The organism is Monashia sp. HAY1-2A, from assembly GCF_056755315.1.
Window position 1 is genome coordinate 1 of record NZ_JBNDHY010000323.1, and the last position, 514, is coordinate 514.

General features: G+C 73.7%; 1 protein-coding gene. It reads right to left on the reverse strand.

Going from position 1 to position 514, the window contains the following annotated elements; genetic code table 11:
• Positions 1 to 514, reverse strand: a 514-nt coding sequence (locus ACPYOM_RS22120; protein WP_481347608.1) for a crossover junction endodeoxyribonuclease RuvC, incomplete at both ends; no start/stop codon positions are given.

Consider the following 514-nt stretch of genomic DNA (forward strand, 5'->3'; position numbering starts at 1 on the left):
TCCGTCGTCGGCAGCGTCAGATGTGTATAAGAGACAGGTGGGGTCGAGGCGGTCGGCGTCCGCGACGGACGCGAGGGGCGGGGCCGGCGGGCGAGCAGCTCCTCGCGCGCCTGCTCGAGCCGGTTCTGGGTGCCCCCGCGCCACACGTGGCAGATGGCGAGGGCGAGGGCGTCGGCGGCGTCCGCGGGCTTCGGTGGCGTGTCGAGGCCGAGGAGGCGGGTCACCATCGTCGTGACCTGCGCCTTGTCCGCGCGGCCGCTGCCGCTCACGGCCGCCTTGACCTCGGTGGGGGTGTGCAACGTGACGGGTAGGCCGCGCCGCTCGGCGAGCATCATGACGATGCCCGTGACCTGGGCGGTGCCCATGACCGTCGAGACGTTGGTGTCGGCGAAGACGCGCTCGATGGCGACGGCCTCGGGCCGGTGCCGCTCGAACCAGTGCCGCATCTCGTCCTCGACGGCGACCAGGCGGCGGGGCGTCGGGTCGCCGGACGGGGTGCGGATCACGCCGACCT